This is a genomic window from Novosphingopyxis baekryungensis DSM 16222 (assembly GCF_000420305.1).
In the GTDB taxonomy this organism is placed as follows: Bacteria; Pseudomonadota; Alphaproteobacteria; order Sphingomonadales; family Sphingomonadaceae; genus Novosphingopyxis; species Novosphingopyxis baekryungensis.
Window position 1 is genome coordinate 287,799 of record NZ_ATUR01000002.1, and the last position, 26,103, is coordinate 313,901.

20 protein-coding genes, 1 tRNA gene, 1 pseudogene and 2 riboswitches are annotated in these 26,103 nt (G+C 60.5%); of the genes and pseudogenes, 6 read left to right on the top strand and 16 right to left on the bottom strand.

The window, feature by feature from the left end; translation table 11 throughout:
• Nucleotides 1-26: 26 nt before the first annotated feature.
• Genes G410_RS0101500 through cyoA form a run of 7 tightly spaced genes read right to left on the bottom strand, consistent with a single transcriptional unit; the run spans nucleotide 27 to nucleotide 6,711 of the window.
• A complete protein-coding gene (locus G410_RS0101500) occupies nucleotides 27-560 on the bottom strand; it encodes a response regulator transcription factor (RefSeq protein WP_022671892.1) in 534 nt (177 codons plus the stop codon).
• A complete protein-coding gene (locus G410_RS0101505) occupies nucleotides 523-1,863 on the bottom strand; it encodes an ATP-binding protein (RefSeq protein WP_022671893.1) in 1,341 nt (446 codons plus the stop codon). The genes G410_RS0101500 and G410_RS0101505 overlap by 38 nt, the downstream gene beginning before the upstream one ends.
• Nucleotides 1,860-2,552 (bottom strand): SURF1 family protein, encoded by a 693-nt coding sequence (locus G410_RS0101510; RefSeq protein WP_022671894.1) that lies wholly within the window; start codon nucleotides 2,550-2,552, stop codon nucleotides 1,860-1,862. The genes G410_RS0101505 and G410_RS0101510 overlap by 4 nt, the downstream gene beginning before the upstream one ends.
• Nucleotides 2,552-2,968, bottom strand: coding sequence for a cytochrome o ubiquinol oxidase subunit IV (gene cyoD / locus G410_RS0101515; protein WP_022671895.1), 417 nt, complete (start codon nucleotides 2,966-2,968; stop codon nucleotides 2,552-2,554). Before cyoD ends, G410_RS0101510 begins: the two co-directional genes overlap by 1 nt.
• Nucleotides 2,965-3,588 carry a cytochrome o ubiquinol oxidase subunit III gene (gene cyoC / locus G410_RS0101520; protein WP_022671896.1) on the bottom strand — a complete coding sequence of 208 codons (624 nt, stop codon included), beginning with the start codon at nucleotides 3,586-3,588 and terminating at the stop codon, nucleotides 2,965-2,967. The genes cyoD and cyoC overlap by 4 nt, the downstream gene beginning before the upstream one ends.
• Nucleotides 3,585-5,603 (bottom strand): cytochrome o ubiquinol oxidase subunit I, encoded by a 2,019-nt coding sequence (cyoB, locus tag G410_RS0101525; protein ID WP_022671897.1) that lies wholly within the window; start codon nucleotides 5,601-5,603, stop codon nucleotides 3,585-3,587. Before cyoB ends, cyoC begins: the two co-directional genes overlap by 4 nt.
• Before the next feature lies 1 nt (nucleotide 5,604).
• Nucleotides 5,605-6,711 (bottom strand): ubiquinol oxidase subunit II, encoded by a 1,107-nt coding sequence (gene cyoA, locus G410_RS15175; RefSeq protein WP_022671898.1) that lies wholly within the window; start codon nucleotides 6,709-6,711, stop codon nucleotides 5,605-5,607.
• A gap of 127 nt (nucleotides 6,712-6,838) precedes the next feature.
• Here cyoA and G410_RS0101535 point away from each other — a divergent pair, with 127 nt between their 5' ends.
• Entirely contained in the window at nucleotides 6,839-8,194 is a 1,356-nt protein-coding gene (locus G410_RS0101535; protein ID WP_022671899.1) for an MFS transporter, read from the top strand.
• A gap of 95 nt (nucleotides 8,195-8,289) precedes the next feature.
• Here the strand turns inward: G410_RS0101535 and G410_RS0101540 are convergent, their stop codons facing one another.
• The gene (locus G410_RS0101540) at nucleotides 8,290-10,278 is read right to left on the bottom strand and encodes a BCCT family transporter (RefSeq protein ID WP_245559279.1); all 1,989 of its coding nucleotides are present in this window, start codon (nucleotides 10,276-10,278) and stop codon (nucleotides 8,290-8,292) included.
• Nucleotides 10,279-10,569: 291 nt separating this feature from the next.
• Nucleotides 10,570-10,807, bottom strand: a pseudogene (locus G410_RS17870) (transposase); the annotation flags it as partial.
• A 317-nt stretch (nucleotides 10,808-11,124) separates the two neighbouring features.
• Nucleotides 11,125-11,343: riboswitch (cobalamin riboswitch) on the top strand.
• A gap of 169 nt (nucleotides 11,344-11,512) precedes the next feature.
• Here G410_RS17870 and G410_RS0101545 point away from each other — a divergent pair.
• Nucleotides 11,513-13,453, top strand: coding sequence for a TonB-dependent receptor plug domain-containing protein (locus G410_RS0101545; protein WP_022671901.1), 1,941 nt, complete (start codon nucleotides 11,513-11,515; stop codon nucleotides 13,451-13,453).
• A 4-nt stretch (nucleotides 13,454-13,457) separates the two neighbouring features.
• On the opposite strand, the gene G410_RS17235 is transcribed toward G410_RS0101545, so the two are convergent.
• From G410_RS17235 to G410_RS0101560, 3 genes are read right to left on the bottom strand one after another with little or no spacing between them, the layout of a single operon-like run.
• Nucleotides 13,458-14,300, bottom strand: a complete 843-nt coding sequence (locus G410_RS17235) for a Dph6-related ATP pyrophosphatase (protein ID WP_156851817.1) — start codon at nucleotides 14,298-14,300, stop codon at nucleotides 13,458-13,460.
• A complete protein-coding gene (locus G410_RS15185) occupies nucleotides 14,287-15,105 on the bottom strand; it encodes an ABC transporter substrate-binding protein (protein ID WP_022671903.1) in 819 nt (272 codons plus the stop codon). The genes G410_RS17235 and G410_RS15185 overlap by 14 nt, the downstream gene beginning before the upstream one ends.
• Nucleotides 15,071-15,601, bottom strand: coding sequence for a DUF6580 family putative transport protein (locus tag G410_RS0101560; protein WP_156851818.1), 531 nt, complete (start codon nucleotides 15,599-15,601; stop codon nucleotides 15,071-15,073). Before G410_RS0101560 ends, G410_RS15185 begins: the two co-directional genes overlap by 35 nt.
• A gap of 38 nt (nucleotides 15,602-15,639) precedes the next feature.
• Nucleotides 15,640-15,824, bottom strand: a riboswitch (cobalamin riboswitch).
• Nucleotides 15,825-16,326: 502 nt separating this feature from the next.
• Here G410_RS0101560 and G410_RS0101565 point away from each other — a divergent pair.
• Together G410_RS0101565 and G410_RS0101570 are read left to right on the top strand one after the other, a co-directional pair.
• Entirely contained in the window at nucleotides 16,327-16,776 is a 450-nt protein-coding gene (locus tag G410_RS0101565; RefSeq protein ID WP_156851819.1) for a hypothetical protein, read from the top strand.
• An 89-nt stretch (nucleotides 16,777-16,865) separates the two neighbouring features.
• The gene (locus G410_RS0101570) at nucleotides 16,866-18,905 is read left to right on the top strand and encodes an alpha-amylase family protein (protein WP_084488858.1); all 2,040 of its coding nucleotides are present in this window, start codon (nucleotides 16,866-16,868) and stop codon (nucleotides 18,903-18,905) included.
• A 361-nt stretch (nucleotides 18,906-19,266) separates the two neighbouring features.
• Here the strand turns inward: G410_RS0101570 and G410_RS15190 are convergent, their stop codons facing one another.
• The 4 genes from G410_RS15190 to G410_RS0101590 all read right to left on the bottom strand — a co-directional run bounded on the left by G410_RS15190 (nucleotide 19,267) and on the right by G410_RS0101590 (nucleotide 24,350).
• Nucleotides 19,267-20,610, bottom strand: coding sequence for a PepSY-associated TM helix domain-containing protein (locus G410_RS15190; RefSeq protein ID WP_084488860.1), 1,344 nt, complete (start codon nucleotides 20,608-20,610; stop codon nucleotides 19,267-19,269).
• An 8-nt stretch (nucleotides 20,611-20,618) separates the two neighbouring features.
• Nucleotides 20,619-21,050 carry a hypothetical protein gene (locus G410_RS0101580; RefSeq protein WP_156851820.1) on the bottom strand — a complete coding sequence of 144 codons (432 nt, stop codon included), beginning with the start codon at nucleotides 21,048-21,050 and terminating at the stop codon, nucleotides 20,619-20,621.
• Between the two features lie 122 nt (nucleotides 21,051-21,172).
• A complete protein-coding gene (locus tag G410_RS0101585; RefSeq protein WP_022671909.1) occupies nucleotides 21,173-23,290 on the bottom strand; it encodes a TonB-dependent siderophore receptor in 2,118 nt (705 codons plus the stop codon).
• A gap of 983 nt (nucleotides 23,291-24,273) precedes the next feature.
• Nucleotides 24,274-24,350 (bottom strand) — tRNA-Arg (locus G410_RS0101590).
• Nucleotides 24,351-24,537: 187 nt separating this feature from the next.
• On the opposite strand from G410_RS0101590, the gene G410_RS0101595 reads away from it, so the two are divergent.
• Nucleotides 24,538-25,644, top strand: a complete 1,107-nt coding sequence (locus G410_RS0101595) for an S-(hydroxymethyl)glutathione dehydrogenase/class III alcohol dehydrogenase (RefSeq protein WP_022671910.1) — start codon at nucleotides 24,538-24,540, stop codon at nucleotides 25,642-25,644.
• A 63-nt stretch (nucleotides 25,645-25,707) separates the two neighbouring features.
• The gene (locus tag G410_RS0101600; RefSeq protein ID WP_022671911.1) at nucleotides 25,708-26,091 is read left to right on the top strand and encodes a VOC family protein; all 384 of its coding nucleotides are present in this window, start codon (nucleotides 25,708-25,710) and stop codon (nucleotides 26,089-26,091) included.
• Nucleotides 26,092-26,103 lie beyond the last annotated feature (12 nt).

The following is a 26,103-nucleotide window of genomic DNA, read 5'->3' on the forward strand; positions in this document are numbered from 1 at the left end:
TCTCCTTGGGATGAGGTCTGCTGCGGTCAGTTGACCGGGCGTTTTTCCAGCTTCCGCGCCAGGGTGCGCCGGTGCATGCCCAGGCGGCGGGCGGTTTCGGATATGTTGAAATCGGTTTCGGCCAGAACCTCGTTGATCCGTTCCCACTCCATCGTCTTGATCGACGTGGGCCGCCCTTCAATCGGTGCGGCGGCATCGCCGGTCTGTTGACCGAAGGCGGCCTCGATCTCATCGGTATTGGCCGGTTTGGCGAGATAGGAGGTCGCGCCGAGCTTGATCGACTGTACAGCGGTGGCGATGCTGGCATAGCCCGTCAGCACGATGATGATCATGTCCGGGTCATACGCATGCAGCGTTTCCACGCAGCTGAGCCCGGATGCCTGCGCCAGTTTCAGATCGACGACGGCATAGCGCGGCGTGCGATCCGCCAGCACCTGGTCCACGTCCGCCGGGCTTGCGGCCAGAACGGCCTCATAGCCACGCCGTTCGAACGAGCGTTGCAATGTGCGCGCGAAAACCGCGTCATCCTCGACGATCAGCAGCAGTGGTTGGTCCGGCATCCTGTTCTCCCAAGCGAAGGGCGTCGAGCGGCAGGCGCAGCTGAACTTCGGCGCCGGCGCCGTCCGGCAAGTTGCGCGCGGCAAAGCTGCCCCCAAGCTTGCGCGCCACATTGCCTACCAGAAAAAGGCCCAGCCCGCGGCCCGGTTCCGCCTTTGCGCTATTATAGGGCTTGCCCAGACTGCTCAGCTGCGCGGCGGGAAAGCCGGGGCCATGGTCGCGCACGCGCAGGATCAGCCCGTCCTCGGCGCGCGACAGCGCCACATCGATCCGCGCGGGCGAAACCTCGGCGGCATTGTCGAGCAGATTGAAGACCGCCTGCTGCAGCACCAGATCGGACGCGATGGGCATATCCGGCCCGAAACTGTCCACATAGTGCAGATTGGCGAAGCTACGCGCCTTTGCCCAGTCCGCGACGATGCGATCGAACAGCACACGCACGGTCGTGGCGGCGGACTGCTCGCCCCGTGCATCGCCGGATGACAGGAGAATGCCGGTCACGATGCCTTTGCAGCGCTGCACTTCGGCCTGCATGTCCTCGACATCGCGCAGCAGCTCCGGATCGCTGCGGATCGCGTCGATATGCCGCCAGTCGCCCAGAATGACGGACAGCGAGGACAGCGGCGTGCCCAGCTCGTGCGCCGCGCCGGACGCCAGCATGCCGATGCGCACGATATGGTCTTCCTCGATCGCCTGCCGCCGGATGGCGTCCAGAGACGCATCCTGCGCGCGCAGATTGCTGTTGATGCGGGTGACGAACATCACCAGCAGCACAGCGACCAGCGCGAAGCACACCCAGCTGCCCTGAATATACAGGGTGAACAGATCGGTCTGGAGCTGCGGGGGCAGGGCGATCGGGTGATGAAAGACGGTCAGAAGAGCAAAGGCGAGGGTGGTTGCGCATACCAACGCCCAGCTCGACCAGCGATCGAGCAGCACCGAGCCGAGCACGACCTGCAGGAGGAACAGGGAGACGAACGGATTGGTCGCGCCGCCGCTCCAGTAAAGCTGGGCAGACAGCGCCGCGACATCGAGCAGCAGGGCGCCGAACAGCGCGCCATTGCGGATCGCACTGCCGCGGCGCACGAGCGGCAGGCTGACCAGATTGAGCAAGACTAGCCCGATGAGGACGCCCAGCATCGGTGCGAGTGGCAACAGGATACCGAAGGCGAAATGGGTCAGCAGGATGGTGGCCAGCTGCCCGGCCACCGCCAGCCAGCGCAGCTGGATCAGCTGCAGCAGGTTCTTGCGTCCGGCGCTGTCCGGCGCGTCATCGTCCAGCGACTGGAGAAGCGCCGTGCTCATGCTGCGCCACCGCCTGTCGGGCGGCGGCGGTTGCGGGTCAGATAGATGAGGGCAGCGGCGGCCATGGCGGCCAGAATATACCATGTGATGGCATAGACGAGATGATTGTTGGCAAAGTGTATTATGGTGAGCCCGCCGATCGGCTGTCCCGGCACAGGCGCGCCCGCTTCCGCATCGATGAAATAGGGCGCGATATCGCTCAGCCCGCGTTTGGCGGCGATGGCGGGCACATCGCGCGAATACCAGCGATCGGCAGCGGGATCGTTATCGCGCAGGAAGCCGCCGTCCGGTTCGCTGAGCCGCAGCAGGCCGGTCACCCGTTGCTCGCCCGTCGGTACGGGCGGGACGCGGCGCTCATTCACGAAACCGCGGTTGATGAGGATCGTCTGCCCGCTATCGGCAATCAGCGGAGAGAGCACCCAATAGCCCGAGCCGCGCGCGGTCGCGGCCTGCGTCAGGCTGGAGGCATCGGGAAGATAGCGCCCGCGGACGGTGACGCGGGTATAGGCATCGTCAGCGGAAATGGTGGCGGGCGGGGCGACCGGATCGGCATGAACCCGCGCATCGACCTGCGCGATAAGGGCTTCCTTCCAGGCCAGCCGCTGCACCTGCCAGGTGCCCAGCGCCAGCAGCGCTGCGATGACGAGCAGGCCCGCGATCAGCGCGAGCGCCGGGCCTGCACGCTTCATCACATATCGCTCATCGCCTGCATCGGCATCATGTTGGCGTTCATATGGTACGTGACCCAGAGCGATCCGCTCAGGGCGATGATGACGATCACCACCGTAAAGATCAGCGCCATGATCGACCAGCCGCCCTCGGCGCGCCGGTTCATGTGCAGAAAGAAGATCATGTGTACCACCATCTGCACGGCGGCAAACAGCATGATGATCAGCGCGGTGGCCTGGGTTGTCAGCGGGCGTGTCATCACCAGCCAGAAGGGGATGGCGGTAAGGACCACGGACAGGCCGAAGCCGATCATATAGCCCTTGCGCGATCCATGGCTTTCTTCATGCGCCAGCGCGTGATCAAGATCGTGATCGTGATCGTGCGCGCCATGGGCGGCATGTTCGGCCGGCCCGGCTTCGTGCGTGGTCGTGCTCATCGCAGCATCCCCATCAGATAGACAAAGGTGAAGACGCCAATCCAGATGACGTCGAGAAAGTGCCAGAACAGGCTGAGGCACATCAGCCGGCGCTGATTGGCGGCAATCAGGCCCTTTTGCTGCACCTGTACCATCAGCGTCACCAGCCAGATGATGCCGAAGGTGACGTGCAGGCCATGGGTGCCGACCAAAATGAAGAAGGACGACAGAAACGCGCTGCGTTGCGGCCCAGCGCCTTCCATGATCAGATGCGCGAATTCGTACATCTCGATGCCCAGAAAGGCCAAACCGAACAGGCCGGTGATGGCCAGCCAGCCCTGCGTCGCGCCCTTCTTGCCATCGGTCATCGCCAGCATGGCAAAGCCATAGGTGATCGAGGAGAACAGCAGCATCGCTGTGTTTAGCGCGACCAGCGGCAGCTCGAACAGCTCCTTCGGCCCCGGTCCGCCGGCATAGCTGGTGCCCAGCACGCCATAGGTCGCAAACAGCATAGCGAAGATCAGGCAATCGCTCATCAGGTAGAGCCAGAAGCCGAGCATGGTGCTCGATCCCTCGGGATGATGCGGCTCTTCCGGCAGCTGGAAGGTGTCGCGGTCGAAATCGACAGGTAGCTCGTTCATGCCACGGCCTCCGAGAGCAGGCGCGTTCGCCCTTCTTCCTGCGCCACGACTTCCTCCTTGGGGATGTAGAAATCCCGCTTGTAATTGAACGTATGCGCGATCGAGACGGCGATGATGCCCAGGAAGCTGAGCCCCGCAAGCCACCACAGATACCAGATCATGCCGACGCCAAAGGCCACGCTGAGCCCGGCCAGAATGATCCCGGCGGCGGTGTTGGACGGCATGTGGATGGCCGCAAAACCGTGCTCCGGACGCTTGTAGCCGCGCGCCTTCATGTCCCACCAGGCATCGCTGTCATGCACCACGGGGGTGAAGGCGAAGTTATAGTCCGGCGGGGGCGAGGAGGTGGCCCATTCCAGCGTGCGTCCATTCCATGGATCGCCCGTGGTATCGACCAGCTGCTTGCGGTCCCGCACACTGACAAAGAACTGCATCAGCATGGCCGCGATACCCAGCGCCACCAGGAAGGCACCGAAACCGGCAATCAGGAACCAGATCTGCAGGCTCGGATCGTCGAAGGTGCGCAGGCGGCGGGTGACGCCCATCAGGCCGAGCACATAGAGCGGCATGAACGCGAAGTAGAAACCCACGACCCACAGCCAGAAGGAGCGCTTGCCCCATTTGGTGTCCAGCTTGAAGCCGAACGCCTTGGGCCACCAGTAATTGATCGCCGCGAAGGCACCGAACAGCACGCCGCCGATGATGACATTGTGGAAATGCGCCACCAGGAACAGCGAGTTGTGCAGCACGAAGTCGGCTGGCGGCACGGCGAGCAGCACACCGGTCATCCCGCCCAGCGTGAAGGTGATCATGAAGGCGATCGCCCACATCATCGGCAGCTCGAAGCGCACGCGGCCGCGATACATGGTGAACAGCCAGTTGAAGATCTTGGCCCCCGTCGGGATCGAGATGATCATGGTGGTAATGCCGAAGAAGCTGTTCACGCTGGCGCCGGAGCCCATGGTGAAGAAATGGTGCAGCCAGACCAGATAGGCCAGGATGGTGATCACCAGCGTGGCGTAAACCATCGAGGTATAACCGAACAGACGCTTGCCGGAGAAGGTGGACACCACCTCGCTGAATACGCCGAACATCGGCAGGATCAGGATATAGACCTCCGGATGGCCCCAGATCCAGATGAGGTTGACGTACATCATCGGGTTGCCGCCAAGCGTGTTGGTGAAGAAGGCCGTGCCGACATAGCGATCAAGGCTGAGCAGAGCGAGCACGGCGGTCAGCACGGGGAAGGCCGCCACGATCAGAATGTTGGTGCACAGGGCGGTCCAGCAGAAGATCGGCATCTTCATCATGCGCATGCCCGGCGCGCGCATCTTGACGATGGTCGCGATCAGGTTGACGCCGGATAACAGCGTGCCGACGCCCGCTATCTGCAAGGCCCAGATATAATAGTCCACGCCGACGCCGGGACTGTAGCTGATGCCGGACAGGGGCGGCATGGCCAGCCAGCCGGTCTGTGAGAATTCCCCTACGAACAGGCTCATCATGACGATGGCCGCGCCAGCGGCGGTCATCCAGAAGCTGAAATTGTTGAGGAAGGGGAAGGACACGTCCCGCGCGCCAATCTGCAGCGGCACGACATAGTTCATCAGGCCGGTGACGATGGGCATCGCCACGAAGAAGATCATGATCACGCCATGGGCGGTAAAGATCTGGTCGTAATGATGGGCGTTCAGATAGCCTTCGGACCCGCCAAAGGCCATGGCCTGCTGCAGGCGCATCATGATGGCATCGGCAAAACCGCGCAGCAGCATGATGATGCCCAGGATCATGTACATGATGCCGATCTTCTTGTGATCGACCGTGGTGAACCATTCTTTCCAGAGATAGCCCCAGAGCTTGAAATAGGTCAGCGCCGCGATCAGCGCCGCGCCGCCCAGCGCCACGACGGCAAAGGTCGTGACCACGATCGGTTCGTGCAGCGGCAGGGCGTCCAGCGTGAACCGTCCGAAGATGGGGCTGACATTGAGCGGGGAGAGTGAGTCTGGTTGGGCCATGTTACTTGTTCCGCGTGGAAGGAATAGCGAGCGCGCCGGGGGACGGGCGGCTCCGGTTGTCGGCGTCGGCAGGGCTGCGCGGCGGTCCCTCGCCGGCATCGGCGCCGTTGAGCGGTTCTTCCGGCCTGCGCCCCATCGGCATGGACATGCCGCTTTCGTCATCCATCGATGATGGGTCGCCCCTGTCCATTTTCATCATGTCGCTCATGCAGACATCGCCCGGTTTGACACAGTGATTGACCACCAGGTCGAACAGGTTCGGTGCCACCTCGCCAAAGCGCATGACGGGCACATTCTCGGTCGGTTTTTCCAGCTTCAGATAGCTGGCACGGGTCAGCGCGCCATCGGCGGTCTGATTGCGCGCCACCCACTGATCGAACCCGGCCTGATCCATGCCGTAAAAGCGAAAACGCATGCCGGAAAAGCCGGCGCCGCTGTAATTGGAGGAGAAGCCGGCATAGTCGCCGGGCTCGTTGATCACCGCATGCAGCTGCGTTTCCATCGACGGCATGGTGTAGATCATGCCGACCAGCGTGGGGACGTAGAAGGCGTTCATCACCGAGGAGGAGGTGAGGCGGAACTTGATCGGCCGGTCCACCGGCGCGGCCAGTTCATTCACCGTGGCAAAGCCATATTCGGGATAGATGAACAGCCATTTCCAGTCGAGCGCGACCACCTGCACTTCGAGCGGCTTGACGTCGGCAGCCACCGGTTCACCCTTCGAAATCCGTTCGATCGGCCGATAGGGATCGAGCAGATGGGTGCCCGTCCAGGTCGCCGCGCCCAGGCAGATGACGATCAGCAGCGGGGCCGACCAGATCACCAGTTCCAGCATCGTGGAATGATCCCAGTCCGGATCATAAGCGGCATCCTTGTTGTCCGCGCGATATTTCCAGGCAAAGATGCCGATCAGCGCGATCACCGGGATGACGATGAGCAGCATCAGCGCCAGCGCGAACACCAGCAGATTGCGCTGCTGCTGCGCCACATCGCCCATGGGGTTGAGCACCACCATGTCGCAGCCGGACAGAAGAGCCGCCAGGCCGATGACGGGGACGAAGCGAAGCGCCGGCCGCAGCTGACGCAGGAGAGGGAAGGGTCTTGCCATGGGGCTTATCTAGCAAATTATATTGCAGTGCCACATTGGACATTTTGTCCAATGTCCAACATTTGCCGGATCGGCCATAAGGCATCCATGGACCAATGGATTCTCTTGATCGCAGGACAGGAAGAGCATGACAGCTGAGACCGGCACGGCCGTTCCGAACGATCGCCCCCTCAACGCTTCGCAGCGTGCCGAGCGGGATGCCCGCGCCATCAACACGCGTGACAGCCATGTCGCGCCAAGCGAGATCGCCATCGGCGTGATCATTGGCCGGACGTCGGAATTTTTCGATTTCTTCGTCTATGCCATCGCGTCGGTGCTGGTCTTCCCCTCGTTGATCTTCCCCTATGTCGATCCGCTGACGGGCACCTTTTATTCCTTCGCGATTTTCGCGCTGGCGTTCATCGCACGGCCCATCGGATCGCTGATCTTCCTGCGAGTCGATGAGGTTCTGGGACGTGGCACGAAATTGACCATCGCGCTGTTTCTGCTGGGCGGATCGACCGCTGCCGTGGCGTTTCTGCCGGGCTATGAAACCATCGGCGCATGGTCGGCGATCCTGCTGGCCATTTTCCGCATCGGGCAGGGCATTGCGCTGGGCGGCGCGTGGGACGGGCTGGCATCCCTGCTGGCGCTGAACGCGCCGGAAAAGAAGCGCGGCTGGTACGCGATGATCCCGCAATTGGGCGCGCCGCTGGGCCTGATCGTGGCGAGCGGGCTGTTCGCCTTCTTCCTCGTATCGCTGTCGACCGAGGATTTCCTCTCCTTCGGCTGGCGCTATCCTTTCTTCGTGGCCTTTGCGATCAACGTGGTGGCGCTGTTCGCGCGGCTGCGCATGGTGTCCACGCCCGATTATACCGCGCTGTTCGAAAGCAAGGATCTGCAGCCCTCGCGCGTTATCGATACATTGCGGAGCGACTGGCGCAGCATCGTGATCGGCGCGTTCGCCCCGCTTGCCAGCTTCGCCCTGTTCCACATGGTCACCGTGTTCCCGCTATCCTGGGTCGCGCTGTTCACGCCGGAAAAGCCGGCGCAGTTTCTGGTGATCGAGATTGTCGGCGGTATCGTCGGCCTCGTGGCCATCGTGCTGTCGGGCATGGCGGCCGATCGGTTCGGGCGCCGCTATGTCCTTGGCGTGTCGGCGGCGGGTATCGCAGCTTTCAGCGGCTTCGCACCGCAACTGCTCGATGGCGGCAATGCCGGCGAGCTGACCTTCATGATCCTGGGCTTTGCGCTACTCGGCTTCGCCTTCGGCCAGTCGTCCGGCACCGTGGCTTCCAATTTCGGCACGGCACGGCGCTACACCGCATCGGCGTTGACGTCCGATCTGGCCTGGCTGGTCGGTGCCGGTTTCGCGCCGCTGGTAGCGCTGGTGCTCGCCAGCCAGTTCGGCCTGATCGCGGCGGGCGGCTATCTGCTCTCCGGCGCACTGGCCACGCTGATCGCGCTGGGCATCAACAAGGAACTCGGTCGGCGGATGAGCTGAGGGCCGGCTCGGCGACAGCCCGGCACCTGGCGACCATCACATGATAGACGCTTGATCGGCGCGGGGCGGACCATGGGTCTGCCCCGCGCTATTTTCTATTGCAGGTGCCGCGTCTGACGGAAGCGGGCGTAGCGTTTCAGGATATCGTTGATGACCTGTTCGCTGGAAAAGCCGGTCACATCGTGCGGCTGATCGCCATCGGTGGACCGTGCGATGGCCCGGTGGTGACGGCGTGTCTTGCCGGCCGCCTGCCGTGTTTCGGCCCAGGCGAAGCTGGGCGCGCTGAAACTGCGGTTGCGAACCGTGTAGCGGAACTGATCGCCGCCCTGATGGGCGACGCTAAGGCTGATCTCGCCGTCCGAGCGCACCACCTCTGGCGATATGCCGCTTGGCGTCATCTGTTCGGCCACGGCGTCCAGCGCATCGGCGGCGGTGCCGGCGATATAAGCCTCGATCTCATCTGCCTGATAATGGCGCGTGATCGTGGCCAGCCGCTTCTGCCAGCCTGCCTTGGCATCTGCGAAGATGGAGGCGCCGGGATCGGACAGGTCCATCGGTGCGGTGATGCCTTCAGTCTGCAAGGCGCGCAGCAGGCCATAGCAAATGAAGATCAGGACCACGGCAAAGGGCAGGGCGCTGGCGATGGCGGCGGTCTGCAGCGCCTGCAGCCCTCCGGCAACCAGCAGCACGGCGGCCACGGCACCGGCGCTCACCGCCCAGAACACCCGCTGCCACACGGGCGGGTCCTGCGCCGCGCCCGAGGTGATCATGTCGATCACCAGCGCGCCGGAATCGGCGGAGGTCACGAAGAAGGTGATGATCAGCAGCGTCGCCAGCGATGAGGCGATGATCGACAGCGGGAGCTGGTCCAGCATCTCGAACAGCGCCACCGGCAGATTGTCGGACACCGTTTCCGCCAGGGGTACGGCGCCGCTCAGATCCATGTTGATCGCCGTGTTGCCGAACACCGTCATCCACAGGAAGGTGAACAGGGTGGGCACCAGCAGCACGCCGCCGACGAATTCACGGATCGTGCGACCACGGGAAATGCGGGCGATGAACATGCCGACAAAGGGTGACCAGGCGATCCACCAGCCCCAGTAGAACAGCGTCCAGTTGCCAAGCCATGGATTGGGTTCATAGGCGTACATGCGGAACGTGCGCTGCACCACGGAGCCGAGATAGGTGCCGATATTCTGCACAAAGGCCTGCAACAGGAAAATGGTGGAGCCGGACACCAGCACGAACAGCAGCAGCAGCGCTGCCAGGATGATGTTGAGCTCCGAAAGCCGCTTCACGCCCTTGTCCAGGCCCAGCACGACCGACATGGTCGCCAGCCCGGTGATGCCCGCGATCAGCAGGATCTGCACGGTCGTGTTGGAGGGCAGGTCGACCAGATAGTTCAGGCCCGCATTCACTTGCAGCACGCCCAGGCCGAGCGACGTGGCGACGCCGAACATAGTGCCGAGCACGGCAAAGATATCGATCGCATGCCCGATCGGCCCGTAAATTCGGTTACCGATCAGTGGGAAAAGGGCGGAGCGCACGGTGAGCGGCAGGCCCCGGCGGAAGGCAAAATAGGCCAGCGCCAGACCAACGATGATGTAGATGGCCCAGGCATGCAGGCCCCAATGAAAGAAGGTGAGCGTCATCGCCTCGCGCGCCGCTTCGATCGTGCGGCCATCGCCCACGGGGGGCAGCGCATAATGCTGCATCGGCTCGGCCACGCCGAAGAAGATCAGGCCGATGCCCATGCCCGCGCTGAATAGCATCGCGAACCATGACAGATAGCTGTAATCCGGTTCGCTATCATCCGGCCCCAGGCGTACATCGCCATATCGGCTGAACATCAGAAACAGCGCAAAGATCAGGAACCCGGCGACCGATGCGATATAGAACCAGCCAAAGTCGAAAATGATGAGCGCCTGCACCGCGTTGAACACCCGCTCGGCCTGCTCTGCAAACAGCGCGCCATAGAGCGCGAACGCCAGAATAAGACCGGCAGAAATGTAAAAGACGGGCGGATTGACCGACATCCGCCGCCAGCTGGGAACGGGTGTGGCTTCAGGTAGTGCGTTTTTCATGGCGCACGCCCTACCAGTTTGCCCGCAAGATCACAGGGTTTTTCCCGCAACGCTCCCCGCCCCCGCATGATTCCAGGCCCTGTTGGCAGATGATGTGGTCCGGAGGCGTGCGGCTGCGATATCTATGAAGCGCATAGCTTGCCGAGATTTTGTCCTATCGCGCCGCAATGCTGCGTGGGCATTTGAGCTTGGCAAAGCAGCGCTCGATGCAGCTTCGAAAGGCGCAGGTGACGGTGTCGAGCGGGATCGCCGCCTTTTGCGCCTGCTACCGCGATGATAGGCGTTCCGCCGTTCGGCGATCAGCGCCGCCAGCATGCCATTCTCGTTCCCAAGCGACTTCAACCGCCTGGCCTCGGGAGCCGAAGGCGTGCGCAGCACACACTTCCGGCCCGCCATAGTCAGAGTTCCAGTTGTAAAGTGGCGCCTCCGAGACACTGTACCGCCGGGCAAGGTTGGCTGTCTTCGCTCCCGCCTCGGATTTCTTCAGTGCGCCGATGATCTGCTCTTCCGTAAAGGTTGCTCTCTTCATCCTGTAAGTCCTTCCACAAGGGGCGGGCTCTAATCGAACTTGTAAGAAACTCAGGGGGGCAACGCACCGGCGTTGATGGCGGCCCATCCCAGGCTTTTGGGGCTACCGTAATATGCCGGGCGGAGACGGCGGGGGTGGAACGTAGCCTTCAGGCATGGGCGGTGGTGGCGTTGGGTTGAGGATGCTTTCCTCTGATCGGAACTCGATCTGACGACCTTTTTCGCCCGGTCCATCAAAGAGCACGGGTCGTTTGGAGAAAATCCAGATTGAACCGCGCCGCTTGCGACCCTAGACGACCGTGCGTTGGCGGTTTTTCTGTCGCCGACATTCGCATCGGTAACGGGAACACAGTGCGAGCATGTGCTGCTCTAATCTGAGGCTGTCCCTGCAACTGTAAGCGGTGAGCGAGAAGCATCCGCGGCCTTCACAAGGGGCCGCAGCCACTGGGCAATTCCGTCTGGAACGGAAAGCCTGGGAAGGTGTGCCTCCAGCGTCGACCCGTGAGCCAGGAGACCGACCGATGCGGGTCGCTCTTGCCTGGCTCATGGGATTGGCCGGGCGCGAACCCTTTCGTCTGAGCGACGATTAGCGGCTGGGGCCGCATCGGGATTGGCCCGGCTGGCGCCCCTGCGTCCGCTTGCCAGCCATCCCGGCCGTTCTCGCGGACGCCCCGGCCTTGTTGCTCGACGCCTGGGATAAAAACTGATGACCATTGTCTTGCGTAGCTTTTTGCTCGCCACCACCGCCGTACCTGGCGTCCTTTCCGCTCAAATAGCCCCCGACATCGAAACGGATTCCGATCCTGCCGATGCCCGAACCTTCGTGGTTACGGGTACCCGCTCTGCCGATCCCTTGCCCGCCGATCGCATTGGAAGTTCTGTTACGGTGCTTGATGAGACCATTCTTGAACGCCGGCAGGTGCGGCAAGTCTCGGATGTGCTGCGCGATGTGCCCGGCATCGCAGTCAGCCATGTGCCCGGCCAGACGCAGATCCGCATCAGAGGCGCGGAAGCCAACCACACGCTGGTGCTGATCGATGGGATCGAGGTGTCCGACCCCTTTGTCGGTGAGTTCGATTTCAGCGGATTGATTGCTGATGAGGCGGCGCGCATCGAAGTGCTGCGCGGGCAACAAAGCGCGATCTACGGCTCAGACGCGATCGGCGGGGTGATCCAGTACATCACGTTGACGGGCCGCGAAGCGCCCGGCATCAGCGGCCGGATCGAAGCGGGGTCCTTCGGCACGGTCAATGCCGCTGCGCGATTGGCAGGCGTGGCAGGAACCGTCGACTATGCGTTGTCGGCCACGCTCAACAGCACCGATGGAACGCCCGATGCCCGCAATGGCACACGGGATCTTGCAAACGATACCGGAGCGCTTTCGTTAAAGTCCACCTGGAGCCCGAGCGAGGCTTTCCGGCTGACGGGCGTGGCGCGCTATTCTCGCGGCGAGGTGGAGACCAACGACAGCGATAATGATCCTTCCAGCCCGACATTCGGCTATCAGATCGACACGCCCGGCAGTGAAGTCGAAAGCGAGGCCTTTTACGGTCTGCTGCGCGCAGAGCTCGGCTTGCTCGATGGTCGCTGGACCCATGCCCTGACCGGGCAGTTCGTCGATACTTCGCGCAATGGGTTCGACGCCGGCATGCGGGATTTCGGCAACAAGGGGCAGCGCCTCAAAGGCTCGTACGAAACGACCTTTCGCTTCGATACTTCAGGCCTGCAGCATCGCCTGACCGGCGCGCTCGATGTGAAACGTGACCGGTTCCGCAATACCGACCCGTCCGGGTTCGCATTTTCAGGCGAGCGCGGCATCGATAATCTTGGTTTGGTCGCACAATATGACGCATTGATTGGCGACAATGCCAGTTTCGGTGCATCCATCCGGCGGGACGACAACGACCGCTTCGCCGACACCACCACCTACCGCCTGCAAGCGAGCTACCGTTTCGACACGGGCACAAGGCTGCGCGCGGCGGCAGGGTCCGGCGTGAAAAACCCCACCTTTTACGAACTGTTCGGATATTCCGACGGGCGCTATATCGGCAATCCCGACCTGAAGCCCGAGCGGTCGGAAGGCTGGGAAGTCGGCGTGGAGCAAGACGTCGCCGACGGGGCTGCGACGCTGGGTGTGACCTATTTCGAAAGCGATCTGGAAAGCGAGATTTTCACCACTTACCCCGCGCCCACCTTCATCGCCACCTCCGCCAATCGAGACACTATGTCGACGCAGAACGGGGTCGAAGCTTTTGCGCAAATGAGGGGCGGGAAGGCCTGGAGCGTGAATGCGTCCTACACCTATCTGAATGCGCGCGAGGACGGAGTTCGGGAAATCCGCCGGCCGGAGCACATGGGCAGCGTCGCGGTCGACTGGCGTGCGCCGGCCGAGGCAGGCGGGGTGACATTGGTCGCGCGCTATAATGGCGAGACAGGCGATAATGCCTTTACCGATCCATCTTTTATCCCCGTGCGCGTGCGGTTGGATGACTATGTGCTCGTCAATCTGAATGCCGACGTGCGGCTGAATGATCATGTCGATCTGTTCGGTCGGATCGAAAATCTGGCAAATGAGGATTATGAGGACGTCTTTAGCTTCGAAACGCCCGGCCGTTCCGTCTTCATCGGTGCCCGCGCGCGGTTCTGACGGATCAGAGGCAATCCGGTTTCGGCGGGGATGGCGACCACGTTATGCGTGTGTGAAATTCTCCATTCTCGCCGAACGGATCGACATGAGCGGGCAAGCGTGCTTGCAGCTTTGCATCGAACACATCGCCAACAGCGATCTGCGACAGATCGGGGGCGACCGCGCTGACGATGCTGGTGGCGCCCGACGCATGCAGATCCGTCAGCAGCATGTCGTAATCCGCATTCCATAGCGGGAAGACCAAATCCAGATCCGCTGTGCGCGGATGGTGGGCGAACGCCTGTTCGCGCCATGCGCGAATATGCGCCAGATGGAGATCGCCGAAGCAAAGGCGTTGGCAATCGGGCACCAGATCGAGCGCGGCGGCGATTTGCTCCACATAATCGGCTCCCGGATGAAGCGGTACGCCGATCAGCGGCACATCGAGATGCGCGGCCTGTTCTACCACCACGTCGATCGCAAATTCCTGATGCGCGATGGTTCGGCTGTGCGCATCGAAGGTGGTCAGCAGAACGATATTGGCATGACCCTCACGTTGCAGGGCGCGCAAGGCCAGATAGCTGTCCTTTCCCCCGCTCCAGAACAGCAGCGTCACCGCAGCATCCGTCCGCTCGGGCGCATCCGTCAGCCATGCGGCTTGCTGTATCTTTTGGGCACGCGCCGCAAGTTTCACAGCATCATGATCGAACGGGCAATGGCGGCAACCGGCACCGCAGCACCGTTCGCGCTGTAAAAGCCCAAGGCGGGTAAACACGACATAGCCGGTATCGGGATCATTATAGGTGAAGTCCCCGCGCGCGCAGGCCGCTTCATGCAATTCCCAACAGCTCGGCTCAGGCAAGTTCAAGGAATTCCGCCACCGCATCCGACAGCATGGCCATGCTGGGCAGCAAGGCCGGGCTGGGGCGGCTGAAATGCATATGTCCGTCCAGAAACAGAACCGGGCAATCGAGCGGGACGGCATCTGCCTTTGCTCGATCTTCGTCCATGCCGCAGCAGGCGACGATGACGATGTCCGGCGCGGCCTTCGCGATCCGATCCCATTCCACCTTGAAGGATGGTTCGCCGCTTTTGCCCAGAAGGCAGGTCATGCCCAAAGCTTCGATCATGTCCGGCATCCAGTGACCGGCGACGAACGGCGGATCGAGCCAGTCGAGAAACACCACGCGAAGTTTGCTGCCCGAATGGCGGCCCCGATAGTCGGCCAGCGTTGCATCCCATTTCTCGTGAAGCTCGGCAGCAGCGTGCTCCCTTCCGATGGCATTGCCCACCTGGTCGAAACACAGCGGCACATCGGCCAAACTGTGGGGCGACAGATCGACCAGACGCGGGCTGCTCGGCAGCGACAGCACGGCTTCCTGCACATCGCCGGCGGGCACCGCACATACATCGCAAAGCGACTGGCTCACCACGACATCGGGCGCCAGCCGTTCCAGCGTGGCGATATCCAGCTCGTACAGCGGCCGGGTCGCGGTGCTGACCTGGCGGTCGATCTCTGCTGCCGATGCCTTGGTGTCGATCCAGGTGCTGGTCAGCTTGGGCAGGTGGTCCCATTCGCCCGAACAGCTGTGACTGACCCCGACAAGATCGTCTGCCGCGCCCAGCGCGACGACGATGTCAGTGGCGCTGGGCAGTAGAGAAACGATCCGCATCGAATGCTCCCGTCAACGCAATCACGCCGAATGCGGCGCCACCATATATGGCATTGGCGACTATGCCCTTCAGCAGAAATGGCAGGCCTGCGACATAGCAGGCTATCCAGCCTTCCAAAGTGTTCGGAAAGAACCCCATGGCCATCGTAGTGAGGTTGGAGATCAGGTAGAAAACGACAGCACTACCGATCGCCGCCAAGCCGACCGAAGACACGCCGATCTTGCCCAGCACAGGGCGAACCGACACCGCCGCGAGCAGGTGCCCGACATAGACGAAGCTCATCGCCAGAAGGCTGTAAAACCCGTTGACTGCATCGATGAAGAAGATGGTCGCCAATACCGGGGCGAGCATCAATTTGCGCGGCAGGAAAGCCGCCGCAACCATGCCGATCGCTCCGACGGTCGATAGGCCCATAGGGTGCGGCAGAGCATGGGATAATATGCCCGCAAGCGCGAGCATTGCGGCCAGAAGGCCGTTCTTCAAGTGGTGGTTCATGGCACCAGTTCCATAAGCCGCCAGTCCCCGGACGGTGATTGTATCAGGTTCGAGTGGCCGGTCTCCGGACTTCACGAGTTTCGATCGGCAACGCCTTCCCATCCCTGAGGACAGTGACATATTGCTGCAGATCACTCGATTACCGTTGCGAGGTCAGTACCGGATTTGCACCGGTTTCCCGTTCACCAAGCTCGATTGCGCGATTATTCGCGAATACATCATAACGCGTTCGCGGCTCGCGCCAAGAGGAATTTCTCGCTGGGCGTCGCGCTAGAGACAAGGCGACGCTGCAGCGCAATCGTGTGGTTCGTCAATATTATGTGTTCGCGCTGGAACTGGCTGTAATGGTTCCGCAAGCCTTTTTGTACGCACTTGGGCCGAACGGATATAGTCCGCCGTCGCTTGTCAGATCGCATCAAGCGGCCTGTGGGGCAGCACGGCGCGAAGCTGCCAGCGGGACGAACTTGGGCGATCGCGAGGAAAGCGATGGCTCTGCCCTGCATTGAAGAACTCGCAAAAGTAAGGTCGGATCAAAGAGCGAAGCCAGGTCCTCTTTCTCCAAGGAGTGGTCCAATTGCACTGATGCATATCGCCGCTGCGCTCTCTTTTTCGGCACCTACCGCCTCTCCGTCTTTTCCGGTCTTATGCTGTTTTTTGGACCGATCGCAGAACGACACTGTGCACGTTCGCGTTAGCGCAAGACTTCCTTTGGTTCGGAGCGTGGAATGTCAGGAACGCGAATTCTGGTCCCCGCTGCGGGATCGGCGACTTTGTTGGGTTGCACCACTGCCTCCGCCAAGCAGGCTGGAACGATTGAGGACGCCAATATCGCCGGCGATTTTTCGCAGTCGCGAGGCACATTGTCGCGCATGGAGGGGTTCGATACATCGGGCAGCGGCGATCCAGAGCCGGATCTGCGCGAGCATGAGATCGCTTTCTCAACCGATCAGGGTTTTTGGTCCGACATCATGCGTATCGGCATCGGTTTGGGCGATGAAAAATGTGCCCTGCAAGCCCACATCTGCGGCTTGTCCGATGCGGCATGGATGTTCGATGTGGCGACACTGACCAGTTCGCCAGTTTTTCACATTACGCCCGAAGGGCTGATCGTGGACGATTCCATCATGGTGGCTGGGACAGGTCTCGCGCCGTCGCCCGTTCACATAGCCGAATAATCGCGCCCGGTTCTTCGCGACCACAACAGGGCTTTAAGTGAACACCGCAGCGTCTTGCGAACGATAGAGATAAACGAAGAGGCATTTATATGAACAGGCGCAACCTAATTAAAACCGGGATCGCAGCAGCTGGTGCAGGACTGGCCTTTTCGGCGGGCGGTTTGCGAATGGCCTTCGCAAGTGCCGCTAGCCCATCCTCTGACTGGTGGAGAGGACGGGCAATCCGCTGGTTGCAAACCAATCTGCGAGAAACTGACGCAGCGATAGATCCCGTCATATTTGTCGATGAGATCGAGGCGCTTCATGTCAACACAGCGCTAGTGAATGCTGGTGGCATCACGGCCTATTATCCAACCGATATCGAGTTCGCACATGTCAGCGAGTACCTTCCGGAAGGTCGCGATCTCTTCGGCGAAATACTCACCGAAGCGCACGCGCGCGGTATTCGCGTGGTCAGTCGCTGGGACTTCAGCAAGGCTCGCCGCGAAGTTTACCAGGCTCATCCGGAATGGTTTTTCAAGATGGCGGATGGCGGACCGGCGATCCACAACGGCCTGTACCAAGTCTGCATAAACGGCGGCTGGATACAGGAGAAAGCCGTAGAGATACTTGGCGAAGGTCTCGACCGTTACGATGTGGACGGGTGTTTCTTCAACAACTTCCTCAATCCGTCGCGCGACTATGCGGGCCGGGATCTGGGTATCTGCCAGTGCGAAAACTGCCAGACCTTGTATCGTAAAGAATACGGCACGCCGGTACCGATGGAGCGGACCCCGGAATATCAGGGGTTCATGCAGGATTGCGGCCGGAGAACGTCGGAAAAGATCATCTCCCTGCTGCGCAAGAAGCGTCCCTCGGCGGCCCTTATCGGCGGCACGCCTTCACTCACCGATATTGTCTATGGAGAGTCGAGCACCGCTGTCGACAATCCCCTCCCGCTCTGGCCCTATATGGCTAGCGACAATGTGAACAAATGGCGGAATTCCTATCCGCAGGCCGAGGTGATGTGCCAGTCGATGCAATTCCTCGATTTTCCGTGGCGCTTCTCGTCCGTTCCGAGGCAGGAAATCGCGAGCCGTATCTGGCAAAGCGTGTCGCATGGCGGTTTTGCCGCGATGAGCCTGAACGGTACGATAGGCGATCTCAAGAACCGGTCAGCCGTCGAGGTGGGCGAGCCGATCTACGCGTGGCTCAAGGACCATGAAGAGCATTACCACAGTCAAGTGAACGAAGCGCGCGTCATGCTGCTCACGCCATCGCAGGGCGGGCAATCAGGCGCTGGTTTCGCTGGATCGACGGAATCCTACAGGGGCATGTTCCGGCTGCTTTCGGAGCAGCATATTCCGTTTGCCGGAATGACGCATCTGGACTGGCTTGGAACGCGGCCTTGCGACCTCATCATCACAACCGGTCCGGTGCCGCTTGCGCTGCAGGATTTCATCAGGAAAGGCGGCAATGTCATAGCCACCGGTACGATGGAACCCGAGTTCGAGATTGCACCCGTCGTGCAACGCCACGATGATCTGGACGGCGCTTATGTCACTATCCGCGACAAGGACCTGTTCGCCTCGCTGGAAGACCTCGACGTCGCAATGCTGGACGGGGAGTTCCTTGAGCTTTCCGCGACAGGCCAGGACGCCCTGACCTTCGTTCCGCCCGCGTTTTACGCGCCGCCGGAGTTTGTCGGCGCAGGCTGGGAAGATACCGGCAAGCCCGCAATGGTGATCAAACGGATCGGTCGAGGGACGATTGCATGGATCCCATGGGATATATCGGGCCTCTATCATCGCTATAGCCTGGAGAGCCACCGGGGTATCCTCCGCGATCTGATCGATCGCATGCTGCCGGGCGGAAGAGATCTGCGCACCAACGCGCACTCCATGGTGCAAATGTCTCTCATGCGGCAAAACAATCGGCACCACCTGCACATGATCAACATGTCCGGTCATTCCGGCACAGCCTATCATGAACCGCTGCCCGTCGCCGGCTTCGAAGTCGAAGTGAAAGGCAATTTCTCCAGCGCCCGAGCCTTGCGCTCCAACCAATCAATGCCTGTCTCGCGGCGCGGCGAATTTATCGTGCTCAATATACCCCGCGTTGAAGACTATGAAATCATCGAACTTACGTGACTTCGCGTCCTTTCGGAGCCATCTTGGCTCACCGATGATCGCGAGAAACGTTTGTGGCCGATAGGCTGCAGGGCTGTGCTTGGCGAACGCAGCTAAGAGTGTCCTCGCCCGATATGTCGAGGTCTAGGATCCGCCAGCATTTGCGGAACCGATGGCAGTTCTTAGGAAGATAGTACCGTAGGCGAGCGACCGGAACGGAGAGTCCAATTCCCATTCCAGCGACCCTGGACGAATGGCAGCGTACAGGTCACGCTATGCAGCCTCGAGTGATTACAATTGGGGCGCTCAGCGGACCGGCCGGAACTGGGCCGACAGTGGACTGGCGGCTCGTAGCTTTTCGATTAGTCAAAGCGGTCGAAATTTAAGTGCTAATTTTTGTGCATCGGTCGCGTTCAGATGATGGGCCTGGTTTAAGTTTGTTTCGCATGCCCCAGAGTGCCGATAGCGTGATAGTCAGGCCAAGGCCGACCCAGAAGATCGCGATAAATGGAGCGTCATTGCCAAGCGTGATGCGGGCAAAGGCCGTGGCGAGCAGCATGGCTGGGCACCCCCACACCACGCCGTGCCATGCGGCGTGCAGGGCCGGCTCCACATGGCCTTTGCGGCGGCGTTTCGCGAGCCAAATAAACATGCCCGTCGCACACACGACACTCAGCGCGGCTCCGAATACCAGATAAGCGATCTTAACGGGTAAGCCGCCGAAATTGCCGAAATGCAGTTTATAGTTGGAGGCGGCAGCCTGACGTCCGATGTCACCATCGGCGAGGCCGGCTGTGCCGCGGAAATTGCCCTCGGCATCAAATTCATAATATTCCCCGAAAATAAGGCGTCGGGAATGTTCTGCGACGACCTGGACGTGCTGGCCCGGCTGCAGCGGATCGTGCAGAATGGCATAGGTCGGAAGCACATCCGGGTAGTTCGATTGCATCTGTGACAGTGGCCCAGCCACGTCCGGCATGCCCGTGAAGCTTTTGCGGCCCGCGCGCTCTTCCCCGAAAATCGAGCTGAATACTGCCTGCGTGTCTCCATCATAATCGACCTTCGCGATGGTCCAGGCCCCGATCGAGCCGAGACCAATGGCAGCACCCGTAAAGCCGAGCGCCAGTGCAAATGGCAGCGTCCAGGTGCTCAGGCGATTGTGCCAATCGGCCAGCGCTACGCCGCTGCCACTGCGCGCCTTTAATCTGAACGCGTCACGGAAAATGCGCGGCAACGCAACCACCCCGGTCATCGCCAGCGCTATCAGCATGACGCCCAGCACACCGACCAAAGTTAGCCCCCAGATGCTCGGCAGGCTTAGCGTATAATGGAGTGCGATGAGGAAATCAGACCAGGCAATTTGCTCGGGCATGGCGATCGATCCGTCGCGATCGATGTGGACGGCGCCGCTATCCGTCGTGATTGTGGTGCGTGGTAGATCTTCGGCGGGAAGGTGGACGTAGAGATGCGTCGTTGGCGCTACGCCGGCAGCGCGTTCCTGCGTTAGCACGTTCTCGACCGCTTTTTGCACCATGCCTGGGGCAATCGACGTCATTTCAGGGGCGTTCGGCTGTTCCAACCGTTGCAGTTCGGGATACAACACAGAAACCGCGCCGGTGACGCAGACGATGTATAGCAAGGCGCTGACCACCAGTCCGATAGCCGAATGGGCGGAAAGCACCTTCTTTACCGCTGCCAAGGATGATGACGCTGCAGTTTCGCTCATGATAATCCCTATCCTAGCGCTGGAATGACACAAGCAAGGCAAGCGGCGAGAACACCGAACTGCTGCTTGCGTGACGTCAGAATGAGCAGCACAAATGTTAGGATCGCCCAGAGAACTGGCAGCAGCAACAACATCGCCGCATTGGCGTCAGCATCGCTATTGCCCGCCGTTTGAAAGAGCAATCGGACGCCGAGAGCCAAAGCTAGGGAAGCCGCCAAGGCACCAATCGTCAGGATAAGAAAGGTGGTGAGGCGTCGGCTGATATCGCGCTGCTCTACCGGCGGTGCTGTGCTGCGTGCAGCACGATATCTGACAGAAGCAGATCGGGGTGACCGCCATGCGGCAACCGCTAACAGACCAAGCGCCGTCCCGATCGGCCAAAGGCTCGTAACAGTGACGCCCCATGCTCCCGCGCTATTCGCGGCGCCGACCATGGCCAACGAGAGGGCGGCCCAACCAGCTGCGACTGGCCATTTCGGCCGGCGTCTCCATGCGCTGCGTAAGAGTAATATAGCGATGACCGCTAGGGCTGCGAAAAGTGATAGAGGCTGCGATGGCAACATCAGAAGCCCTGGGTCAGCGTAATGAACACATTGCGCACGGCGCCAAGAAAGCAGTCGCCCCGTGCCAGACAGGCAGCAGGGTAGCGCTCGTCAGTCAGGTTGGTGGCATTGACTGCAATGCTAGTTTTCTGAAAGGCAATTCTAGCAAAAGCATCGAAGGTCGTCACGTCAGGCGTGCGGACAATGTTGACCGCGCTGCGGGAGAAGTTCTCGCCAGCATAGCGCGCACCGCCGCCAAGTTCGAGCGACCAATCATTTATCGGGATCAGTTTGGAGAGCCACAGTGAGGCATTGTGTTTGGGCACATTTTCCAGCTGCTCGCCGATCTGAAAGGCAGCGCTTGCCTGCGTCAATTCTGCTTCATTGTAACTGTAGTTGGCCAGCATGGTGAAGTTGCCAGGCAGGATACGCCGTGCTTCGAACTCTACGCCGCGCGATTGCAGCTCACCTGCCTGGATCCGGTTCGTCGGATCGGCCGGGTCGTTGATCAGCCGGTTCTGTTCGGTGATGTCATAACCCGTCACGGTAACCAGCGTATAAGAGTCAGGCCGCCATTTGGCACCGATCTCAAACTGCTTGCCACGCTGCGGACGGAAGCCATTACCATCGCGGCCGAACCCGGCGACTGGCAGGAAGCTCTCGGTGTAGCTGAAGAACGGGTGGACGTTGAAAGCCAGCTCACCGATGATGCCGGCCCGCCAAGTGAAAGCATCCGTCTCCTGCTCGACACCGGTGGTGCCTAGATCATCGACCCAATCCTTTCGGCCACCAATCACGATATGCACGCGATCGCCAATGGAAATCTGATCCTGTGCGTAGATCCCGAGCTGCTCCTGGGAGGAGACACTGGCATCTCCGAGCGCCGGCGCCGGAAAACCGTTGCTGATGGTATCGGCATAAAGATCGATGGTATCGACGGCAAAACCGCTGCGCCTGGTGGTTTCATTCCATAGATAATCAACGCCTACCAACAGCTCATGGCGAATGGCTGCGCCAGTGTTGAAGTTCAAACCTAGGCCGGTATCGGCTGAAAAGACGTTGATACCACCCTGATCCGCCGCGCTGTAGCGACCAATGATACGCTGATCCGCATCTAAAAACGGATTGAACGGATTGCTGTAGTTATTGGGGTAGCGAACAACGGAATTGATGTCGCTGTCGATATATCGAACGCGCGACCGCAATGCGGCAACATCGTTGAAACGATGTTCGAGCAATGCGGTGCCTGACAGGATACGCCCGTCATAGGGATCGCCAGGCTCGCCAATGAATGTGGAGAAAGGCAGGCGGCCATTCGGGTTGGGATCGATATCCTGCGCGCTGCCCGGTTCATTATCGGAGATGACGGTATTGAGCGGCAGGAACTGTTGCACCGATCCGCCGTCATCTTCCTGGTAATTGCCAATAAGCGTGATGCTGGTATCCATCGTTGGCTGCCAGGTGATCGATGGTGCAATCAACAAACGATCATCGGTTACGAAATCAGTCTGTGTATTGGAATCGCGTAACCGACCGGTCAGGCGAACCGCAACCGTATCGCTGACGGGCCCGGTGATATCAGCCAGCACTTCCTTGCGATCGAACGATCCATAGCGCACCGACACCTCACCACCGAATGCGAATTCCGGCTTCTTCGATACCAGATTGATCAGCCCTCCGATGCTGCCCTGACCGAAAAGCACAGAGGCCGGGCCGCGCACGACTTCCACGCGGGAAAAGGCATAAGGGTCAGCAGGAATGCTGTTATAAAATCCAAATAGCTCACGCATGCCATCGCGATACTGCACCGGATTGATGGCACGAATGAACTGTGAATCCACACGGCTGTCCAGTCCATAAGCCGAGCTTTGCACCCCAGAGACATAGCGCAGGGTCTCCGCAATATTCAGCGAACCTTGGTCTAGAAAGATATCGTCCGGAATGACGCTGACAGGCTGTGGAACCTCGATCAATGGTGTGTCTGTTTTTGTGCCAGCTGTGACCGTCTCGAAATAGCCACTGACAACAATTTCATTATCGTCACGTGCGGGTGGATCGGCTTGCTCAATCTGGGCGTGCGCGATGCCGGCAGGCGCAATCATGGCAAGCGCGAGGGCAATTTTGGAAGAGGCAGACATTCGAATATCCCTGTTAGGCGTCATTATGCGAGCCCCCTTAGAGATATTGGGAAGCATTCGCAATAAGCACGTTACCTTCTTTTGCTATCATTGACCGAGTCCAGCCTAAGCCATCGTTTAGCTGCCACTTCCGCGATTTTGAACGAACGGCAGCTTTCTGGAAACCGCCGGGCCGTCTCGAATGACCAAATTATGGGGCGCAAAGCTGACATTTGCGCGCTCAATCGCCGCGCGGCTCCCTCACCGCTGAGGTTTTCCAGATTGGCGCAACCGAAGGATCTGCAGACAATCGGCAAACTAAACGCAATTCGAAATCTGGCGAGCACACCCTACCCCGAGAACTCGGGACTTAAGTCATTATAAGTTATGACGAAATCAAGTTTGGGCGAAATCAATTCGTCTACGGGTAGAGCGGGTTTGCGCCGAGCCGTAGACAACTCATCGCGGGACAAGGTTCTGAAATGGCGATTGAATTTTGCCAATCTCCACGAGTTGTCTGTGAACCATAAAGTCCGGCCTCCTCAAGCAGGCATTCGCCATTGCTCAAGCTCTAACTTCTAACTGAACCTGATGCCTGAATGCAGGTCAGGCGCGCAAAAAGCGGCTTGCTTGCGCTTCATGCTAGCGCATCCGGAAGGTAGGACCCGCGAAAATCTGGACTGCCAGCCGCTCGAGTTCTGCTGGCCTATAGTAAGGGCCCCGATGCTGCGCATCGGACCCAGCAAAGGGGGACACAACCCACGCACGCATGAATAACGGGATTCTGCCACTTTTGGGGCACGCCATTAGCATTTCCCTATAAGAGTTCATTCAGGAATGGGGGAATTCTAACGATTTTCGAGCATGCTATTGGCATCCCCGGACTCAAGGCCTTCGCGATTATCGATTGCTGGATGGCAGGAAAACGGCGGCTGCTCAGGCCCCCTATTTTCCATACTCATTCCATAAGGAACAAACTGCGCAGGCTTAAGTCATTGAAAACGTGGTGCACCCGACAGGATTCGAACCTGTGGCCTCTGCCTTCGGAGGGCAGCGCTCTATCCAGCTGAGCTACGGGTGCCTGATGGGAGCGCTTAGCAGCGTGTGGGCGGCTCGCCAAGCGGGCAATCGCTTGTGGGGTTCGCGCCGCCTATTTTGCATGGCCGGTTTGGGCGGTTATGTTTTTGCAGGGGCGGGGTTTCGCGGGAACCGGCTTTCTGTCATCCGGTTGAACAGACAGATGACATCCCAGATGAACAGGATTGCCCATGAAGACCCGCGCCGCCGTCGCCTTTGAAGCCAAGCAACCGCTCGAGATCGTCGAGCTGGATCTGGAGGGCCCGCGCGAGGGCGAGGTGCTGGTGGAGCTGATGGCCACCGGGCTGTGCCATACCGATGCCTATACGCTGTCCGGCGCCGATCCGGAGGGCAAGTTCCCCGCCGTGCTGGGTCATGAAGGCGCCGGTATCGTGCGCGAAGTGGGCGCGGGTGTGACCAGCGTGGCCAAGGACGATCACGTCATCCCGCTCTACACGCCGGAATGCCGGACCTGCGAATATTGCCTCAACCCCAAGACCAATCTGTGCCAGCGTATCCGGTCCACCCAAGGTGAGGGGCTGATGCCGGACGGCACGTCGCGGTTCAGCTACAAGGGCGAGACAATCTACCATTATATGGGCACCTCGACCTTTTCGAACTTCACGGTGCTGCCGGAAATCGCGGTGGCCAAGATCCGCGACGATGCGCCGTTCGACACCAGTTGCTATGTCGGCTGCGGCGTGACCACGGGCGTCGGCGCGGTGGTGAACACGGCCAAGGTGGAGCCGGGCAGCCGTGTGGTGGTGTTCGGTCTTGGCGGCATCGGCCTCAACGTGATCCAGGGCGCACGGATGGCCGGCGCCAAGCAGATCGTGGGCATCGACATCAATGCGGACCGCGCCGAATGGGGCGAGAAATTCGGCATGACCGATTTCCTCAACCCCAAGGACGGCGGCGATATCGTGGAGCGGATCGTGAAGCTGACCGAAGGCGGCGCGGATTACAGTTTCGAATGCATCGGCAAGACCGATGTCATGCGCCAGGCGCTGGAATGCTGCCACAAGGGCTGGGGCGAAAGCATCATTATCGGCGTGGCCGAGGCGGGCGCGGAAATCAGCACGCGGCCGTTCCAGCTGGTCACCGGGCGCAACTGGCGGGGATCGGCCTTTGGCGGCGCGCGCGGGCGCACCGATGTGCCCAAGATCGTGGACTGGTACATGAACGGGCAGATCGAGATCGACCCGATGATCACGCACAAATTCTCGCTGGACGAGATCAACAAGGGTTTCGACATGATGCACAAAGGGGAGAGCATCCGCGGCGTGGTCGTGTATTGATCCCCCATCAAGGATAAAAAGGAGCGCCGCTGACCGGCGTAATCAAGGAAGGATGATCTACTTATGTTCAGTCATGTGATGCTCGGCGCCGATGATATCGACGCCTCCAAGAAATTTTATGACGCGGTCATCGGCGCCCTGGGCGGCAAGCCCGGCATGGTCGATCCGAAGGGGCGCGTCGTCTATATGCATGGCGGCTCGATCTTCCTGCTGACCAAGCCGATCGACGGCCAGCCCGCCAGTTGCGGCAATGGCAGCACGATCGGTTTTGCCGCCGACGGCCCGGAACAGGCCGATGCGTGGCACAAGGCAGGACTGGAAGCAGGCGGCACCGCGATCGAAGATCCGCCGGGCATCCGTGAGGGCGCGGGCATGAAGCTGTATCTGGCCTATCTGCGCGATCCGGCCGGCAACAAGGTCTGCGCGATGCATCGCCTCGCCAGCTGATGATCGGCTGTC

Bases quoted from the DNA above. Each gene is read 5' to 3' on its own strand.
- cyoD (WP_022671895.1), bottom strand. From the start codon at position 2,968: ATGAGCACGACCACGCACGAAGCCGGGCCGGCCGAACATGCCGCCCAT.
- cyoB (WP_022671897.1), bottom strand. From the start codon at position 5,603: ATGGCCCAACCAGACTCACTCTCCCCGCTCAATGTCAGCCCCATCTTC.
- G410_RS0101565 (WP_156851819.1), top strand. From the start codon at position 16,327: ATGTCAGGAACGCGAATTCTGGTCCCCGCTGCGGGATCGGCGACTTTG.
- G410_RS15190 (WP_084488860.1), bottom strand. From the start codon at position 20,610: ATGAGCGAAACTGCAGCGTCATCATCCTTGGCAGCGGTAAAGAAGGTG.
- G410_RS0101595 (WP_022671910.1), top strand. From the start codon at position 24,538: ATGAAGACCCGCGCCGCCGTCGCCTTTGAAGCCAAGCAACCGCTCGAG.
- G410_RS0101510 (WP_022671894.1), bottom strand. From the start codon at position 2,552: ATGAAGCGTGCAGGCCCGGCGCTCGCGCTGATCGCGGGCCTGCTCGTC.
- cyoA (WP_022671898.1), bottom strand. From the start codon at position 6,711: ATGGCAAGACCCTTCCCTCTCCTGCGTCAGCTGCGGCCGGCGCTTCGC.
- G410_RS0101505 (WP_022671893.1), bottom strand. From the start codon at position 1,863: ATGAGCACGGCGCTTCTCCAGTCGCTGGACGATGACGCGCCGGACAGC.
- G410_RS0101545 (WP_022671901.1), top strand. From the start codon at position 11,513: ATGACCATTGTCTTGCGTAGCTTTTTGCTCGCCACCACCGCCGTACCT.
- G410_RS0101600 (WP_022671911.1), top strand. From the start codon at position 25,708: ATGTTCAGTCATGTGATGCTCGGCGCCGATGATATCGACGCCTCCAAG.
- G410_RS0101570 (WP_084488858.1), top strand. From the start codon at position 16,866: ATGAACAGGCGCAACCTAATTAAAACCGGGATCGCAGCAGCTGGTGCA.
- G410_RS0101500 (WP_022671892.1), bottom strand. From the start codon at position 560: ATGCCGGACCAACCACTGCTGCTGATCGTCGAGGATGACGCGGTTTTC.
- G410_RS0101585 (WP_022671909.1), bottom strand. From the start codon at position 23,290: ATGTCTGCCTCTTCCAAAATTGCCCTCGCGCTTGCCATGATTGCGCCT.
- cyoC (WP_022671896.1), bottom strand. From the start codon at position 3,588: ATGAACGAGCTACCTGTCGATTTCGACCGCGACACCTTCCAGCTGCCG.
- G410_RS0101535 (WP_022671899.1), top strand. From the start codon at position 6,839: ATGACAGCTGAGACCGGCACGGCCGTTCCGAACGATCGCCCCCTCAAC.
- G410_RS15185 (WP_022671903.1), bottom strand. From the start codon at position 15,105: ATGCGGATCGTTTCTCTACTGCCCAGCGCCACTGACATCGTCGTCGCG.
- G410_RS0101560 (WP_156851818.1), bottom strand. From the start codon at position 15,601: ATGAACCACCACTTGAAGAACGGCCTTCTGGCCGCAATGCTCGCGCTT.
- G410_RS0101540 (WP_245559279.1), bottom strand. From the start codon at position 10,278: ATGAAAAACGCACTACCTGAAGCCACACCCGTTCCCAGCTGGCGGCGG.